Annotated in this window: 13 protein-coding genes and 1 pseudogene; 11 read left to right on the top strand and 3 right to left on the bottom strand. The window is 69.8% G+C overall.

The features are described 5' to 3' along the window. Nucleotides 1-25 precede the first annotated feature (25 nt). Nucleotides 26-877, top strand: a complete 852-nt coding sequence (hisG, locus tag ACWIFB_RS10265) for an ATP phosphoribosyltransferase (protein ID WP_454058178.1) — start codon at nucleotides 26-28, stop codon at nucleotides 875-877. A 116-nt stretch (nucleotides 878-993) separates the two neighbouring features. Here hisG and ACWIFB_RS10260 read toward each other — a convergent pair whose 3' ends face one another. After that, nucleotides 994-1,761, bottom strand: coding sequence for a thioesterase family protein (locus ACWIFB_RS10260; protein WP_452098843.1), 768 nt, complete (start codon nucleotides 1,759-1,761; stop codon nucleotides 994-996). Further along, nucleotides 1,758-2,660 carry a RecB family exonuclease gene (locus ACWIFB_RS10255; RefSeq protein WP_452099058.1) on the bottom strand — a complete coding sequence of 301 codons (903 nt, stop codon included), beginning with the start codon at nucleotides 2,658-2,660 and terminating at the stop codon, nucleotides 1,758-1,760. Before ACWIFB_RS10255 ends, ACWIFB_RS10260 begins: the two co-directional genes overlap by 4 nt. Before the next feature lie 115 nt (nucleotides 2,661-2,775). On the opposite strand from ACWIFB_RS10255, the gene ACWIFB_RS10250 reads away from it, so the two are divergent. The 10 genes and pseudogenes from ACWIFB_RS10250 to ACWIFB_RS10205 all read left to right on the top strand — a co-directional run bounded on the left by ACWIFB_RS10250 (nucleotide 2,776) and on the right by ACWIFB_RS10205 (nucleotide 14,753). Then, on the top strand, nucleotides 2,776-3,615 hold the full coding sequence (locus tag ACWIFB_RS10250) for a tRNA (adenine-N1)-methyltransferase (protein WP_344996005.1): 840 nt from the start codon (nucleotides 2,776-2,778) through the stop codon (nucleotides 3,613-3,615). A gap of 103 nt (nucleotides 3,616-3,718) precedes the next feature. Further along, nucleotides 3,719-5,389: pseudogene (gene arc / locus ACWIFB_RS10245) on the top strand (proteasome ATPase); the annotation flags it as partial. A gap of 26 nt (nucleotides 5,390-5,415) precedes the next feature. Beyond that, complete coding sequence (gene dop / locus ACWIFB_RS10240; protein WP_454058177.1) at nucleotides 5,416-6,924, top strand: depupylase/deamidase Dop; 1,509 nt, start codon at nucleotides 5,416-5,418, stop codon at nucleotides 6,922-6,924. 43 nt (nucleotides 6,925-6,967) lie between these two features. Beyond that, entirely contained in the window at nucleotides 6,968-7,144 is a 177-nt protein-coding gene (locus tag ACWIFB_RS10235; RefSeq protein ID WP_454058176.1) for a ubiquitin-like protein Pup, read from the top strand. A 5-nt stretch (nucleotides 7,145-7,149) separates the two neighbouring features. Then, complete coding sequence (gene pafA, locus ACWIFB_RS10230) at nucleotides 7,150-8,556, top strand: Pup--protein ligase (protein WP_452098839.1); 1,407 nt, start codon at nucleotides 7,150-7,152, stop codon at nucleotides 8,554-8,556. Nucleotides 8,557-8,567: 11 nt separating this feature from the next. Continuing rightward, nucleotides 8,568-9,536: a helix-turn-helix transcriptional regulator gene (locus ACWIFB_RS10225; RefSeq protein ID WP_454058175.1), complete on the top strand. Its 969-nt coding sequence runs from the start codon at nucleotides 8,568-8,570 to the stop codon at nucleotides 9,534-9,536. After that, entirely contained in the window at nucleotides 9,533-10,507 is a 975-nt protein-coding gene (locus tag ACWIFB_RS10220) for a helix-turn-helix transcriptional regulator (protein ID WP_452098837.1), read from the top strand. The genes ACWIFB_RS10225 and ACWIFB_RS10220 overlap by 4 nt, the downstream gene beginning before the upstream one ends. A gap of 108 nt (nucleotides 10,508-10,615) precedes the next feature. Then, complete coding sequence (gene tatA / locus ACWIFB_RS10215) at nucleotides 10,616-11,002, top strand: Sec-independent protein translocase subunit TatA (protein ID WP_454058174.1); 387 nt, start codon at nucleotides 10,616-10,618, stop codon at nucleotides 11,000-11,002. Between the two features lie 114 nt (nucleotides 11,003-11,116). After that, entirely contained in the window at nucleotides 11,117-12,091 is a 975-nt protein-coding gene (tatC, locus tag ACWIFB_RS10210; RefSeq protein WP_454058194.1) for a twin-arginine translocase subunit TatC, read from the top strand. Next, complete coding sequence (locus ACWIFB_RS10205) at nucleotides 12,075-14,753, top strand: DEAD/DEAH box helicase (RefSeq protein WP_454058173.1); 2,679 nt, start codon at nucleotides 12,075-12,077, stop codon at nucleotides 14,751-14,753. The genes tatC and ACWIFB_RS10205 overlap by 17 nt, the downstream gene beginning before the upstream one ends. A 127-nt stretch (nucleotides 14,754-14,880) precedes the next feature. On the opposite strand, the gene ACWIFB_RS10200 is transcribed toward ACWIFB_RS10205, so the two are convergent. Further along, nucleotides 14,881-15,810: a 5'-3' exonuclease gene (locus ACWIFB_RS10200; RefSeq protein WP_454058172.1), complete on the bottom strand. Its 930-nt coding sequence runs from the start codon at nucleotides 15,808-15,810 to the stop codon at nucleotides 14,881-14,883. Nucleotides 15,811-15,838 lie beyond the last annotated feature (28 nt).

Here is a 15,838-nt window from a genome sequence, read left to right as displayed (position 1 = left end):
TACGCACCTATTCCCAGGAGCCACCATGCTGCGCGTCGCAGTGCCCAACAAGGGCGCCCTGTCCGAGTCCGCTTCCGAGATGCTCTCCGAGGCCGGGTACCGCCGCCGACCGGAGGGCAGCAAGGATCTCTCGCTGATCGACCGCGAGAACGATGTCGAGTTCTACTTCCTCCGCCCGAAGGACATCGCCGTCTACGTCGGCTCCGGCCGTCTCGATCTGGGTATCACCGGCCGGGATCTCGCGGCCGACTCGATGGCCGAGGTCGACGAACTGCTGGAGATGGGCTTCGGCCGTTCGACCTTCCGCTACGCGGGCCCGGCCGGCGAAGGCTGGTCGGCCGAGCGTCTCGCGGGCTCCCGGATCGCGACCTCGTACCCCAACATCGTCCGACGCGATCTCGCCGACCGCGGGATCGAGGCCGAGGTCATCCGTCTCGACGGCGCCGTGGAGATCTCGATCCAGCTGGGCGTGGCGGACTGCATCGCAGACGTGGTGGGCTCCGGTCGAACCCTCAAGGTCCACGGACTTGAGGCGTTCGGCGACATCCTGTGCGATTCCTCGGGTGTGCTCATCTCGCGGATCGACGCCGATGTGTCGCCGGCGATGGCCCAGATGCGCGCGCGGTTGCAGGGCGTGGTGTTCGCACAGCAGTACATGATGCTCGACTACAACTGCCCCCGTGAACTGCTCGACGAGGTCTCGACGATCACCCCCGGCCTCGAGTCGCCGACGGTCTCGCCGATGGCGGACCCGGCGTGGATCGCGGTGCGGTCGATGGTGCCGCGCAAGCGGGTCAACTCGATCATGGACAAACTCGCCGTGGCCGGCGCGAAGTCGATCATCGCGACCGATATCCGTTCCTGCCGGATGGGCTGACGCCCACAACACTCGGCGAATCGCCGTCAGCCCCGGAGGACCGGACGCCACGCGTTCAGGCTTTCCGGGGCTGTCCGGCTTCCCAGCCCCTTTCGACGGCGCCCGCCGGCAGGGATCTACACCGGCTCGATGAGCAATGCCTGGAGCGTGTGCCCGAGCGCACCCGACGCGTCATAGAGCGTTCCGGACGTCGCACCGACCCCGTCGGGTCCGATCGAGGCGTGGGCGTCCACCCCGATCCACTCGCCCCGGGGCAGGCGATGGAGGTGCGTGACGAGATCGGTGTTGAGGAAGCGCCACTCGGTCGGTTCCAGCACCGCTCCGACCCCGTTGGCGATGTCCGCGATGCACATGACGTGCTCGACCGGTGACATTGTCTCGCCGGCGACCAGCGGATACCTGGGGCGCGCCCACACGATCCCGTCCTCGGCACCGCGAATCTGCAGCGAGTCGATGTATCCGCTGGTCCACCGGGTGAAGAACGAGCTGTCGAAGTCGGCCGCGGGCAGTACCCGTGGGCTGTCGACCGTCTGTTCCACCGCCGAGGTGTCCCCGGCACGCATCCGCCACGCGCTGGCGCGGGCCACCACGCGGCCGCCCGCTTCGAGTTCCGACTCGACGAGCTGGATCCGCTTGCCCGGGCGCGCGATCCGCGCCCGCGTCCGCAGTTCACCGAGCGGTACCGGGCCCAGCAGGTCCACCGCGATCCGGGAGATGCGGGTCCCGTCGGTTCCGTCGAGTCGGTCCATGGCGCGGGTGAGTATGGCCGACGGCGGCGCCCCGTGCTGGAGCTCCGGCCCCCACGCGCTCACGGTGTGCTCGGACGCCCGGAACACCTCCCAGCCGTCCTCGGCACCCAGCCGCTCGTAATAGGCCTCCGTCATGACCGCTCCTCGGTTCGTTGATCACCGGCCAGCAGATTCGGGGCATCGACCGGCACCACTCGCGACCCGGGCCAGCCCGGGTACTCCGGCGGGGTCCCCCCGAACGCCGGACACAACGCCTGATGATCGCACCAGCCGCAGAGCTTCGACGTACGGGGGCGGAAGTCCCCGGTCCTGCCGGCCTCCTCGATCTCCGTCCACAGGGCGTCCAGCGTGGACTCCGTCTCGACCATCGTGGCCAGATCCGGTGTGAGGGTGAGCCAGCTGCCGTTCTTCAGGTAGATCAGCTTCAGCTGGGCGGGCAGGACCCCGTGGATGCGCTGGTACATCAGCGCGTAGAACCGCATCTGGAACATGGCCTGGTCCTGGAAACGCGGGTGCGGCGGCTTGCCCGTCTTGTAATCCACCACCCGCACCTCACCGGTCGGCGCCAGGTCCACGCGGTCGAGGTAGCCGTGGAGCGGGGTGCCGGCGGAGGTGGCCGTGACGAGGTACTGCTCACACGAGGCGGGGGAGAAGCGCTGCGGGTCCTCGACGCCGTAGAGCCCGGCCACCATCGCGGCGACATCCGATTGGAACTCGTCCCGCCCCGCGAGCGGGACGACCTCCGCGCCGCCCTCGACCTCGTAGAAGCGCTCCACGGCGCCGGGCACCAGCTGCGCGGCACGCTGCGGGGCCCGCTCCGACTGCTCGAGTCCGTACAGCTCCTCGAGCACGGAGTGCACGACCGTGCCGAGCACCTGTGCGCGCGTCTTTGGCTCCGGGATCCGGTCCACGGTACGGAACCGGTACTGCAGGGGGCACCGCTGGAAGTCCGACGCGCGCGAGGCCGAGAGCGCCAGCGGCTTACGCTCGGGGACGACCGGGCCGGTGCCACCGACATCCTCGCCGCCGCCGATGTCCCGGGCGGCGCCCACATTGTTACCGTCACCGATTTCGAGGGGATCAATCACACCTGGCAGGGTAGACAACCGGTCGGACATCCGGCCCCCACCGTCACCCTGGAGGTCCACAGTGCAGCGATCCGGCCCGTTCGCGATCGGCGACCGCGTGCAGCTCACCGACACCAAGGGGCGCAAGTACACCGTCGTCCTGGTCGAGGGGGCGGAGTTCTTCACCCATCACGGCGCGGTGAAGCATGACGATCTCATCGGTGCGCCCGAGGGGTCGATCATCACCTCGACCAAGGACGCCGACTACCTGGCACTGCGGCCGCTGCTCACCGACTATGTGCTGTCGATGCCCCGTGGCGCCCAGGTCATCTATCCCAAGGACGCGGCGCAGATCGTGCACGAGGGCGACATCTTCCCGGGCGCACGCGTCCTGGAGGCCGGAGCCGGTTCGGGCGCGCTGACGTGTTCGCTGCTGCGCGCGGTCGGCCCGTCGGGCCGGGTGTTCTCCTACGAGATCCGCGAGGACCACGCCGAACACGCCGAGCGCAACGTCCGCACCTTCTACGGCGACCTGCCCGACAACTGGGATCTGCGGGTTGCGGATCTGGCGGAGACGTCGGTCGAGCAGCTGGACGGTCAGGTCGACCGGGTCATCCTGGACATGCTGGCGCCGTGGGAGTGCCTGCCCACCGTGAAGGACGTCCTGGTCCCGGGCGGCGTACTGGTGGTCTACGTGGCCACCACGACGCAGCTGTCGGATGTGGTGGAGGGCCTGCGCCGCCAGCAGTGCTGGACGGAGCCCCGCGCGTGGGAGTCGATCAACCGCGGGTGGCACGTGGTGGGTCTGGCCGTGCGCCCCGAGCACCGCATGCAGGGCCACACCGCGTTCCTGGTGACCGCGCGTCGCCTCGCCGAGGGTGTGACCACCCTCAAGCCCAAACGCCGCGCCGGAAAGGGCTGATCGGATAACAGCCTGGCCGGCGCGCCCGCGCCTCACCGCGGCGATAGGGTGGAGGTGACGACGACGAGGGGTCTCGTCGGCGAACCGGAGGGCAGGTGATCGCGTGACCGAGGGACGTTCCCCGGCCGGACAGGGTGATGATCGGGTCTCGGTCGACCGGGCGGAGCTGGTGCGGCTGCGCAAGGCGGCCGACGAGGGGGCCCGGTCGGATCGCGAGAAGACGGTCAAGATCGATGCCCTCGGCGCCCGCAACGTGCGTCTCGCGGAGCTGCTGAAGGACTCCCGGGACCAGCTCGAGGCCCTCAAGGGCGAGGTCGAGCGGCTCGGCAATCCGCCCAGCACCTACGGGGTCGTTCTCTCGAAGCCGGTGGACGGCGACACCGTCGAGGTCATGACCTCCGGCCGCCGTATGTTGCTGACGCTCGCGCCCGGCGTGGAACCGGCGACGCTCACGGTCGGCACGACGGTCCGCCTCAACGAGGCGCTGACCGTCCTGGAGGCCTCGTCCGACCTGCCCACCACCGGCGTCACGGCGATGTTCCGGGACGTCCTGGCGGACGGGCTGCGTGCCCGGGTCGTCATGGGGAACGACGAGGAGCACATCGTGCACCTGGCCGATCACCTCCGGGGCAGCCGGACCGCCGACCATCCGGCGCCGGTACGGCCCGGTGACGCGGTCCTGGTGGACCCGAAGGCGGCCGTGGCGTACGAGGTGGTGCCCAAGGCGGAGGTCGACGAACTCCTGCTCGAGGAGGTCCCGACCGTCGACTACTCGGACATCGGCGGGCTCGGCCAGCAGATCGAGCAGATCCGCGACGCGATCGAGCTCCCGTTCATCCACCATGACCTGTACCGCGAGTTCCATCTCGCGCCGCCGAAGGGCGTGCTGCTCTACGGCCCGCCCGGCTGCGGCAAGACACTCATCGCCAAGGCTGTGGCGCATTCGCTGGCCCGGGCCGCGGCGGTGTCGCGGGGCGACGACGTGGACGACGGCCGATACCCGAACTCGTACTTCCTGTCGATCAAGGGCCCCGAGCTGCTCAACAAGTACGTGGGCGAGACGGAGCGGCACATCCGCTCGATCTTCGAACGGGCCCGCGAGAAGGCCACCGAGGGCAATCCGGTGATCGTCTTCTTCGACGAGATGGACTCGATCTTCCGGACCCGTGGATCGGGCGTCTCCTCGGACATGGAGACCACGATCGTCCCGCAGCTGCTCGCGGAGATCGACGGCGTGGAGGACCTGCGCAACGTCATCGTGATCGGCGCCTCCAACCGGGAGGACATGATCGATCCGGCCATCCTGCGCCCGGGCCGGCTGGACCTGAAGATCAGGATCGACCGCCCGGACCGGGAGGCGGCGGTCGACATCCTCGGCAAGTACGTCACCACCGATCTGCGCTTCGACCCCGACGACATGGCGGGGGCCGCCGCCGACCAACACGTGGCGGCTCTGATCCAGCGCGTCACCGAGCGCCTCTACACCCGTGATGCCTCGACCACGTACGCACACCTGGTGTTCGCCTCCGGCCGCCGCTCCTCGATGTACCTGGCAGATCTGACGTCGGGGGCCATGCTGCGCAATATCGTGGACCGCGCCAAGAAGCTCGCGATCAAGGACATCGTGCACGGCACCGGTAAGGGCCTGACCACGGACGACTTCCTGGACGCCGTGGAGGCCGAGTTCGCGGAGAACACCGACCTGCCCAACACCTCCAACCCACAGGAGTGGGCGCGCCTGACCGGCGTGCGTGGCGAGCGGGTCGTGGAGGTCACCGTGCCGAACAGGGAAGAGAGCGCATGAACGCGAGTGCCCGCCCGCCCCGCCCCGTGCGCGGCCGGATCATCGGAACCGAGATCGAGTTCGGGATCGTCGCCGTGGGCCAGCCGCTGCTGAGCTCGGTCGTCACCTCGACCCAGGTGGTCAAGGCCTACACCGATCCGGGTGAGGGCGCGGGCGGCGCCGACGAGGCGCGGTGGGACTACGAGTCCGAGTCGCCGCTCCGGGACGCCCGCGGGTTCGACCTCGGCATCGCCCGGGCGTACGACCCCAGCGAGTTCGGTGTGACCAACCGGGTGCTCACCAACGGCGCGCGCTTCTACGTCGATCACGCCCACCCCGAGTACTCGGCCCCGGAGGTCGACTCGCCGCGGGACGCCGTGATCTGGGACAAGGCGGGCGAGGTCATCATGCACCGGGCCGGCGTGGAGTCCTCGACCACGGAGGACAACGCGGAGCTCAAGCTCTACAAGAACAACGTGGACGGCAAGGGGGCCTCGTACGGCGCCCACGAGAACTACCTCGTGCGTCGCGACGTGGACTTCGACGCGCTGACCCTCAGTCTGGCCACCCACCTGCTGTCGCGGCAGGTGTACACCGGCGCGGGCAGGGTGGGCATCGGTCAGGAAGGGCAGACCGCCGGGTTCCAGATCTCCCAGCGGGCCGACTACATCGAGGTTCTGACCGGGCTCGAGACCACGCTGCGCCGCGGGATCATCAACACGCGCGACGAACCGCACGCCACCGACGAGACGTGGCGACGCCTGCACGTCATCATCGGTGACGCCAATATGGCGGAGCTGTCCACCTACCTCAAGATCGGCACCACCTGCCTGGTGCTGGACGCGATCGAGACCGGCGTCGACTTCGCGGATCTGCTCCCCACGGACCCGGTCGAGGCCGTGCACACGATCAGCCACGACCCGGGCCTCACGGCGACGGTGCCGCTCGCCGACGGCCGTGAGATCACCGCACTGGCGATGCAGCGGGAGATCCTGGCGCGGGTCACCGAGATGGTGGGCGACGGCTCCGGCCGACCAGCGTGGGCTCTCGAGGTGCTCGCCGAGTGGCGGGAGATCCTCGACGCCCTCGAGGAGAACCCGATGTCGTGCGCGGACCGGCTCGACTGGCCGGCCAAGCTCCGGCTGCTGGAGGGCTTCCGAACCCGTGACGGCCTGGGCTGGGACCACGCCAGGCTCGCCCTGATCGACTTCCAGTACCACGACATCGACCCCGGGCGTGGCCTCTACAACCGACTGGTCGCCAAGGGCGCGATCCGCCGGCTCACCGGTGATGCCGAGATCGACGCCGCCATCACGACACCCCCGGAGACGACGCGGGCCTGGGCCCGCGGACGTTTCCTGGCCGAACTCGGGGATCGCGTCCACGCCGCCGGATGGGACCACGTCGTCGTCGTCGACACCCGCGGCCGGGAACGGCACGTCGACCTCTCCGACCCCTACACCGGCAGCCGGGAGTTCTGCGAGGCCAACCCCGGCTTCCTGGGGCCCGACGGCCCCACCACCTGATCACCGCCGACAGCAGAGCACCAGCGAACAAGGAGCAACCACCATGGCCCAGATCCAGAAGCACGCCGGCGGCCCCGGCGACGGTGACGACGAGGCCGGCCAGGTCGCCAAGGCCACCGACACCAGCGCCGCCGACTCGCTGCTCGACGAGATCGACGACATCCTCGAGACCAACGCCGAGGAGTTCGTGAAGTCCTACGTCCAGAAGGGCGGGCAGTAGACCCCATGTTGCGTCGCATCGTCGGGATCGAGACCGAGTTCGGGATCACCAGCGTTGGGGGAGAGGGTGCCCGGTCGCTCGGCGCCGACGAGATCGCGCGCTACCTGTTCCGCCCCGTCGTGGAGCGCTGGCGTAGCTCGAACGTCTTCCTCGAGAACGGCTCGCGCCTCTACCTGGACGTCGGCTCGCACCCCGAGTACGCCACGGCCGAATGCGACGGCCTGCGCCAGCTCGTGGCCCACGACCGGGCGGGGGAGCGGATCGTCGACGACCTCGGACTGTGCGCCGAACAGTCGCTGGCCGCCGAGGGGATCGACGCGAAGGTCTACCTGTTCAAGAACAACACCGACACGGTGGGCAACTCCTACGGGTGCCACGAGAACTACCTGCTCGACCGCGCCACCCAGGTGCGCAGCATCGGCACCACACTGCTGCCGTTCCTGGTGAGCCGGCAGCTCTACTGTGGCGCCGGCAAGATCCTGCCGGGCACGCCCCCCGGGGTGGGGCTCGACCAGACCCCGGGACCGACGTTCTGCTTCTCGCAGCGGGCCGAGCACATGTGGGACGGGGTCTCCTCGGCCACCACCCGTTCCCGGCCGCTGATCAACACCCGCGACGAGCCCCACGCGGACTCCACCCGGTTCCGGCGCATGCACGTGATCGTGGGCGACTCCAACATGATCGAGACCACCACGCTGCTGAAGATCGCCACCACGCGGCTGGTGTTGGAGATGCTCGAGGCCGGGGTCGAGCTGCGTCCCATGGCCGTGGCGCACCCCGTGCGTGCGATCCGCGAGATCAGCCGCGACCTGACCGGCACCCGCCCCGTGGCCATGACCGACGGCACCACGATGAGCGCCCTGGAGATCCAGCGGGAGTTCCTGGCCGCGGTCCACCGGTACCTGGACGCGGGCGGCTGGGAGCGCGACGACCGCGACGTGGTGACCGAGTGCGTCGCCCTGTGGGAGCGCGTACTCGACGCCGTCGAATCGGGTGACCACGATTCGATCGCCGCCGACATCGACTGGGCGGCCAAGCTCCGGCTGATCCGGCAGGTCCAGGACAGGACCGGCGTCGACCTTGACCACCCCAGGCTCGCGCAGATCGACCTGACCTACCACGACATCCGGCCCGGCCGAGGTCTGCACTCCATCCTGGAGCGGCGCGGTCTGGTCTCCCGGGTGGTGGACGACGCCGAGGTCGAGCACGCACGGGCGGTCGCCCCCGAGACGACCCGGGCGGCACTACGTGGTCGATTCATCACCGCCGCGCGCGAGGCCGGGCGGGACCACACCGTGGACTGGGTGCATCTCAAGGTCACCGACGGCACCCTCCCGACCGTCGCGCTGACGGACCCGTTCGCCGACGAGGACCCGCGTGTCGACGACCTGATCTCCGCGCTCGGACGATAGCGTTCCTGCACGTGTCCACCTCGAAGTCACAGCGACTGGTCAACCTGGTGATCTGTCTGCGCTCGACCAACGCCTACCTGTCGGCCGACGAGATCCGCCGGATGGTGCAGGGCTACGACGACTGCGAGAACGAGGCCGCCTACCTGCGCATGTTCGAGCGGGACAAGCGCGAACTCCGCGACGCCGGCGTGCCGCTCGAGCAGGGGGCGTCGCTGGCCCACGGTTCGCCGGCCGGGTACCGGATCCCGGCTCGTGACTACGAGCTCCCCGAGATCACCCTGACGGCCGAGCAGACCGGAGTCCTCGCGGTGGCCGCCGAGGTCTGGCGCGAAGGGGAGCGGTCCGCCCGCGCGGACGGGGCGTTGGCCAAGCTCACCGCCGCGGGCATCGATCCGGTGCGGGACGTCGGTACGACCGTCTCCGTCGAGGACCCCGCCGAACTGGCCACCGCGGCGGTCGTCGCCGAGGCTGCAGCGGAGGGCGCCGTGGTGATGTTCTCCCACACTCCCGCGGGGGCCACCGAGTCCAGCGACCGTCGCGTGGAGCCCTGGTGGACCGGTTCACGGCACGGGCACTGGTATCTCGTGGGCCATGACCAGGACCGCGGCGAGCCCCGTACGTTCCGGTTGATCCGCATGTCGGACGTTCGTCTCGGCCGCGGCAGGCGCACCGCCCCGGTGCCGCCCACCGAGCGCGTTCTCGAACTGCTCGACGATGCGGTCTCGAGGCTCAACCCCGTCGTACAGGCCACGGTGTGGGCGGCCAAGGCTCGGGCAGCGGAACTCCGCGCCATGGCCCGCTCGGAGACGTCGGCCCATCGCTTCGATCGCAGTGGTACCGATCTCGAGCTGTCCGCACCATTGGGTGAACTGTCCTCGCTCGTCGCGGCCCAGGGTGCCGACGCGGTGGCCCTGCGGCCGGCCGAGCTCCGCGTCCGCGTGGTGTCGATCCTGACCGCCGCCAAGGAGGCGATCCGATGAGCACTCGTTCGGTCCCGCTCGCGACCCTGCTCAGCGTGGTCCCGTACTTCCACAGCCGCGGCGCCGTCCCCGTCTCCGAGGCCGCGCGCGACCTGGGGATGACCGACAAGGCGCTGCGGTACGCCCTGTGGCAGCTGTGGTCCTGCGGCCTACCCGGTTACGGCCCCGGCGACCTCATCGACCTCGCCTTCTCCGCGGAGGATCTGGACGACGCCGAGATGGTGGAGGTGACGTTCACCGCCGGCATCGACCGGCCCGTGCGGCTGACCGCCGCCGAGGCCGTGACCCTGGAGACCGGGCTGGCCGTGTTCCTGGACCGCCCCGAGGTCGTCGAACAGGCCGCGCTGCGCGATCTGCTGGCCACGTTGCGGACGGCGGCCGGCGCCGAGAGCGCCCCCGCGCCCCACGGATCCGACACAGGGGATTCCGACGCCGACGTGGTCCGCACCGCCGTCCACTCGGGTCGCGCACTCCGGTTCGTCTACCACTCCGCGAGCTCGGACAGCTCGACCATCCGCGTGGTGGACCCGGCCAGGCTGTCGGTCGCGGACGGCCACTCCTACGTCCACGGGATGGACCGTGGCTCGGGCGCGTGGCGCACGTTCCGGACCGACCGGATGAGCCGTGTGGAGGAGGTGGGACCGCGCCGCGCTTTGGGACCCGAGCCCCAGGACGACGGCGAGGGTGAGCGCCGCCTGGAGCGGGCGATCGTCCCCGCGGCCGGTGCCTGGTTCCTCGACGAGTTCGGTTTCCATTCCGTGGCCCGCCGCCCGGACGGCGATCTGGACGTCGAGATCGCGTATTTCGACCGGGCCTGGCTCGTGCGGTTCCTGCTGGGCCACGCCGACGTGGTGACACCGGCCGATCCCGTGCTCGCGAGGGAGATCGCGGAGCGTGCCACCGCGGGTCTGGCCGTCTACACCGGAAGTGTGTCGGAACCGACGGAAGAAGAGCCCGCGCCAGGGATGTGAATTCTCCGTGAACGTGCAGGTCACCGCCGGTAAACGCCGATACCGCGGTGTCGGCGGTCGCGCGGGGTGCGCTAGCATGGAAACGTTGTCAGACAAACGGAGGTTGACATGGGTGCGTTGAGCATCTGGCACTGGCTCATCGTTCTCGCGGTGGTGCTCCTGCTGTTCGGTTCGAAGAAGCTCCCGGACGCCGCGCGCGGTCTCGGGCGGTCGATGCGCATCTTCAAGTCCGAGATGAAGGAGATGCAGAACGACGGCTCCCCGGCGGAGAACGACGAGCCCCAGGCCCTCACCCAGGGCCAGCCGAACGCGGCCCAGTACGTGCAGCCGCAGAGCCAGCAGCCGGCACCGGCACCGGCACCGGCCCCGCAGTATCAGCAGCCCGTCTCCCAGCCGCAGCCCTACCCTCAGCAGCACCGGACTCCCGCCGCGCCGCAGCAGCCGCAGCAGCACTCGGACCCCACCGCTCCGTACCAGGGCGGGCAGGGGCAGTAGGTCTCCTCATCGATGACTGATACCGGGTCCCCGACGACCGGCGCCTCCCCACAGGGGGGCGCCGGTCGCCTGCTGTCCAAGCGCCGTCGTCGTCGGCGTAACCCGGACGGCACGATGCCGCTCATCGAGCACATCTACGAACTGCGCACCAGGCTGCTCATCGCCATGGCGGCGATCGTGGTGTTCATGGGTTTCGGCTTCTGGTGGTACGGCAGTGGCATCGGCGTGATCCCGTCACTCGGTGAGATCCTCACCGGCCCGTACTGTGACATCCCGCCGGGCGCCCGGCTTCAGCTCGGGGACGGCGACCAGTGCCGCCTCCTGGCCACGGGCCCGTTCGAGCAGTTCATGCTCCGACTCAAGGTGTCGGCCACCGCGGGCATCGTGATCTCCAGTCCGGTCTGGCTCTACCAGTTGTGGGCGTTCATCACGCCCGGGCTGCACAAGAACGAGAAGCGCTACGGCATCGTCTTCACGACCCTCGCCGCCGTGCTGTTCATCGGTGGCGCGGTGCTGGCGTACATCGTGATCGTCCACGCCCTCGAGTTCCTGCTGTCGATCGGCGACAACGTCCAGACCACAGCACTGTCGGGAACGCAGTACTTCACCTTCCTCATCCAGCTCATCCTCATCTTCGGCGTGAGTTTCGAGATCCCCCTGCTGCTCGCGATGCTCAACGTGGCCGGGGTGCTCAGCTACGAGATGCTCGCCAAGTCCCGTCGCGGGATCATCATGGGCATCTTCGTGTTCGCCGCGGTCGCCTCGCCCGGGCAGGACCCGTTCTCGATGCTCGCGCTCGCCGTGGCCGTGTGCATCCTGGTCGAGTTCTCCATCCAGTTCGCCCGCCTGCGCGACAAGCGCAAGAAGAAGGCCCGCGCGGAGTGGCTCGAGGTGGACGACGAATCGGCGTCCCCGATCGAGGCGTCCGGGGGCATCGACTCCTCGGGTGGGATCGGCGCCTCGGGGCCGCTGGGTCGTCCGGCTCCGGTACCCACCTCCGCTCCCGCCGGTGGCGCCCCCGCGCCGCACAACTCCAGCCCGCTCCAGGCGCCCACCGGCGGCGGGTCACCGTATGACGACATCACCTGACATCACCGGCCCCGACGAGGGAGACCATTCCGGAGAGCTGCTCGACTCGTTCCTCTCCGGCGAGGGATTCACCCCGGACCCGTTCCAACTCGAGTCGTTCACCGCCCTGGACGCCGGGCGCAACCTCCTCGTGTCGGCTCCCACAGGCTCCGGCAAGACGCTGGTGGGCGAGTACGCGGCCTATCGTGCTCTCGCCGGCGGGGGCCGGTGCTTCTACACGACGCCGATCAAGGCCCTCAGCAACCAGAAGTTCCGTCAGTTCCGCGAGCGGTTCGGCCCGGAGAACGTCGGCCTGCTCACCGGCGATCACTCCATCGATGCGGACGCGCCCATCGTGGTGATGACCACCGAGGTCCTGCGGAACATGATCTACAGCGGATCATCGGCGCTGCACGATCTCGACTGCGTGGTGATGGACGAGATCCACTACCTGGGGGATCGGTCACGAGGCGTGGTGTGGGAGGAGATCATCCTCACCCTCGATCCCGCGGTGCGGCTGGTCGGCCTGTCGGCCACGCTGAGCAACACCGACGAGCTGGGCGACTGGATCACCGAGATCCGCGGTGACACCGCCGTGGTGCTCTCCGATCACCGGCCCGTGCCCCTGGCCCACATGCTCTACACCGACGGAGACCTGGTCCCCGTCCGGGCGGCTGCCGAACAGCGCCGGCGAACCCACGCCGGGTACCACGACGAGCGGGTGGCCCCCCGTCAGGGCGCGCAGTGGGCCCGCCGTCGGGATGTCATCGACAAGCTCGACGACGAGCGTCTGCTGCCCGCCATCTACTTCGTCTTCTCCCGCGCCGGGTGTGACGGTGCGGTCGCGCAGATGCGCCGCGCCCGGCTGCGGCTGACGACCGGGGAGGAGTCCCGGCGCATCGCCTCTCATGTGGACGCCGCGTGCGCCCCGGTCCCGCAGCACGACCTGGACGCCCTCGACTACCCGGCGTTCCGGGCCGGGCTGGTCAGCGGGATCGCGGCGCACCACGCGGGGATGCTCCCGCTGTTCCGCACGGTCGTGGAGGAGTTGTTCTCGGCGGGGCTCATCAAGGTCGTGTTCGCCACGGAGACCCTGGCGTTGGGAATCCACATGCCGGCGCGCGCCGTGGTGCTCGAGAAGACCACCAAGTTCAACGGCGACACCCACGCGATGCTCACCTCGTCGGAGTACTCACAGATCACCGGCCGCGCCGGCCGGCGCGGTATCGACACCAAGGGCACCGCGGTCGTCCTGAGTCAGCCCGATCTCGACCTCGACGCGTTGGCGGCCCTCGTGGACACTCCGCGCTTCCCGTTGCACAGCGCTTTCGCACCCGACTACTCGATGGCGGTCAACCTCGTCGAGCAACGTGGAGTCGACGAGGCCACCTCGCTGATCGGCCGGTCCTTCGCGCAGTTCCAGACGGACCGGACACTCGTCTCACGCTCCCGCGCGATCGAGCGCCGCGCCGACGAGCGTGACCGGATGCGCGCCACCCTCGTCGAGGCGGGAGGCGACGAGGAGCTCGATGAGTACATGGCGGCCCGTTCGAATCTGAGTCGGCTCGAGCGCAAGGTCGAGAAATCCTCACGCGACGACCGGCTCTCCGCCGTCCGTGAGGCGATGCTCAGGCAGACCGCGGGCTCGGTCATCACGGTCGGCCGCAAGCGATACGGGATCGTCGCCACGGTCCTGCAGGTGCGCACCGACATCCCGTCCGACCCGGCCTTGCTGTGCCTCACCGACACCGGCTGGACAGGGTGGCTGCACCAGCACGACTTCTCCGTACCGCCCGTTCCCGTCGGCCGGGTGGACCTGCCCAGAGGCCGACGCAAGCTCGACGGGCGCGCCAAGAGAGCGCTCGTCCAACGCATGGAGCACCTGCGGGGCAAGGCCAAGGGACGCATGAAGAACTCCGGCGGGAAGCCGATGCGCAAGGATCCCCGCATCGCCGCCGCGCGCCGTGAGCTGCGCCAGCATCCGCTCCACGACGATCCCGGCATCGACAAGCTCGCCCGCCTACACGAACGCTGGGCGAAAGCCGATGCCGATGTCGCCGCCCTCACCGCCGAGGTCGATGCGGATTCCGACTCGCTGGCCCGCCGGTTCCGCCGCATCGTCGAGCTGCTACAACAGCTCGGGTACCTGGCGGAGTACGAGGGCGCGCTGCGCGCCACCGATGCCGGCAGACTCCTGGCAGGAGTGCATACCGAACAGGACCTCTTCGTGGCCGAGTGCCTCCGACGCGGCGTCTGGCGCGGACTCGACCCGGCAGGGCTGGCCGCCGTGATCGCCACCGTGGTCGCGCACCCGCGCAGCGAATCGGCCGTTCGCGAACCGTCGGACGAGACCCTGCGCACCGCCCTGGCGGACACCGAACGGGTGGCCTCGGACGTCGCCGGGGTCGAACGCGCGCACCGGCTGCCCGCGACCCCCGACCTGGATGCCGGTCTCGCGCCGGTGCTCCACCACTGGGTATCCGGCGGCGCCCTGTCCTCGATCCTGGCCGCTTCGTGGCAGGAAGGCGTGGAGCTGACCGCCGGCGACTTCGTCCGATCCGCCCGCCTGGTGGTGGACGTACTCGCGCAGGTGGGCCAGGTCGCGGAACCCGACCTCGCCCGGACCGCACGATCCGCGGTCGGCTCGCTGCGGCGGGGCGTCGTCCTCGACCACATGGCCTGACCCGCCCACTCCCGCGCCCACTCCCGCATCGACAAGAGTGTTCGGCACACAAAACGCGAGAGACAGGTGCGTCGAACGCTCTTCTCGATGTTGGCCGCAGCGGGGGAATATCAGGAGAGGGACGGGTTCAGGCTTCGTCCAGCGTCGCCGTCGTCTCGACCAGCCGGCCGATCGCCCGGGCCTGTCCGGTCGCCCGACCGAGCTCTTCGAGTCGCCCATCGTCGACCGGACCGCGTCGGCCGTCGGTGTCGCCGTCGAACTCCAGCTCGAACGCCCGCCCGCCCAGACGGACCACCCCGCGGGCCGCGTCCAGATAGTCGGTGCCCGCCAGGACGGAGCTGCGCTGGCGTGCGGTCAGCCCCGATCCCGGGTCCGTCGCCGCGGCCACGATCCCGTCGAGATCGCCGTACTCGCGCAGCAGAGTCGCCGCGGTCTTGGCACCGACGCCCGCCACACCGGGCAGCCCGTCCGAGGCGTCACCCACCAACACCGCGTAGTCGGCGTACACGCCGGCATCGGCGGCCTCGGGCAGATCGAAGCGCTCGGCCACCACCCCCGGCGTGTACGCCAGCCGCTTCTTCATCCCGGCGCCCACGTACACCACCGTGGTGGACGCCGATGCGAGCTGGAACAGATCACGGTCGCCGGTGACGACCAGTACCTCTCGATCGCGGGCGGAGAGCTCGGCGAGCACGTCATCGGCCTCCGCGTCCTCGGCCCACGCCTGGGTGATGCCCGCCGCGGACAGGACCGCACGGATCGAATTCACCTGTGGCGCCAACGAGGCGGGGGCGTCCTCCTCGCCGTCGTCGCCGACCCGATGCGTCTTGTACGACGGCAACAGCGCCACGCGCCAATCCGGCCGCCACTGACGGTCCAGCGCGGCCACGAGCCCGCTCGGCGAGTACTCCTCGACCAGAACCGCCACCATGTCGCAGAACCCACGCACCGCATTCGCCGGGGCGCCGTCGGGGCCGGTGATCTTCTCCGGGACCGAGTGGAACGCCCGGAACCACAGCCCGGCGCTGTCGAGAACCATCAACGGCCCCTGGGACATCGCGCCTCCTGGAGATCTGGTCTGGACC

It is taken from the genome of Dietzia sp. NPDC055340 (assembly GCF_053645335.1).
This window is presented reverse-complemented; position numbering and strand designations above follow the sequence as displayed.

What these genes read in the sequence shown, in the direction of transcription:
- ACWIFB_RS10220 (WP_452098837.1), top strand. Translation starts at nt 9,533, where the DNA reads ATGAGCACTCGTTCGGTCCCGCTCGCGACCCTGCTCAGCGTGGTCCCG.
- ACWIFB_RS10205 (WP_454058173.1), top strand. Translation starts at nt 12,075, where the DNA reads ATGACGACATCACCTGACATCACCGGCCCCGACGAGGGAGACCATTCC.
- dop (WP_454058177.1), top strand. Translation starts at nt 5,416, where the DNA reads ATGAACGCGAGTGCCCGCCCGCCCCGCCCCGTGCGCGGCCGGATCATC.
- ACWIFB_RS10260 (WP_452098843.1), bottom strand. Translation starts at nt 1,761, where the DNA reads ATGACGGAGGCCTATTACGAGCGGCTGGGTGCCGAGGACGGCTGGGAG.
- pafA (WP_452098839.1), top strand. Translation starts at nt 7,150, where the DNA reads ATGTTGCGTCGCATCGTCGGGATCGAGACCGAGTTCGGGATCACCAGC.
- ACWIFB_RS10235 (WP_454058176.1), top strand. Translation starts at nt 6,968, where the DNA reads ATGGCCCAGATCCAGAAGCACGCCGGCGGCCCCGGCGACGGTGACGAC.
- hisG (WP_454058178.1), top strand. Translation starts at nt 26, where the DNA reads ATGCTGCGCGTCGCAGTGCCCAACAAGGGCGCCCTGTCCGAGTCCGCT.
- tatA (WP_454058174.1), top strand. Translation starts at nt 10,616, where the DNA reads ATGGGTGCGTTGAGCATCTGGCACTGGCTCATCGTTCTCGCGGTGGTG.
- tatC (WP_454058194.1), top strand. Translation starts at nt 11,117, where the DNA reads ATGCCGCTCATCGAGCACATCTACGAACTGCGCACCAGGCTGCTCATC.
- ACWIFB_RS10200 (WP_454058172.1), bottom strand. Translation starts at nt 15,810, where the DNA reads ATGTCCCAGGGGCCGTTGATGGTTCTCGACAGCGCCGGGCTGTGGTTC.